The following is a 698-nucleotide window of genomic DNA, read 5'->3' on the forward strand; positions in this document are numbered from 1 at the left end:
CGAAGGTGCGCTCAGACCGGTCGGAAATCGGTCGTAGAGTATAAAGGCAAAAGCGCGCTTGACTGCGAGACAAACACGTCGAGCAGGTACGAAAGTAGGTCTTAGTGATCCGGTGGTTCTGTATGGAAGGGCCATCGCTCAACGGATAAAAGGTACTCCGGGGATAACAGGCTGATACCGCCCAAGAGTTCATATCGACGGCGGTGTTTGGCACCTCGATGTCGGCTCATCACATCCTGGGGCTGAAGCCGGTCCCAAGGGTATGGCTGTTCGCCATTTAAAGTGGTACGCGAGCTGGGTTTAGAACGTCGTGAGACAGTTCGGTCCCTATCTGCCGTGGACGTTTGAGATTTGAGAGGGGCTGCTCCTAGTACGAGAGGACCGGAGTGGACGAACCTCTGGTGTTCCGGTTGTCACGCCAGTGGCATTGCCGGGTAGCTATGTTCGGAATAGATAACCGCTGAAAGCATCTAAGCGGGAAACTAGCCTCAAGATGAGATCTCACTGGGACCTTGAGTCCCCTGAAGGGCCGTCGAAGACTACGACGTTGATAGGTTGGGTGTGTAAGCGCTGTGAGGCGTTGAGCTAACCAATACTAATTGCCCGTGAGGCTTGACCATATAACACCCAAGCAATTTGCGCACGAAGCCAAATTGTGGTGGTGAAGATGATACGAACCGAAAGTTCGCAACGAACCA

1 rRNA gene (cut by a window edge) is annotated in these 698 nt (G+C 53.3%); it reads left to right on the forward strand.

Annotation, left to right across the window (positions count from 1 at the left end):
* Positions 1-620: ribosomal RNA gene (locus tag ASG69_RS00025) — 23S ribosomal RNA — on the forward strand; its annotated part reaches 322 nt to the left of the window's first position; the annotation flags it as partial.
* Between the last annotated feature and the right edge of the window lie 78 nt (positions 621-698).

The sequence above is a fragment of the Rhodococcus sp. Leaf225 genome (genome assembly GCF_001426145.1).
Classification (GTDB): Bacteria; Actinomycetota; Actinomycetes; order Mycobacteriales; family Mycobacteriaceae; genus Rhodococcoides.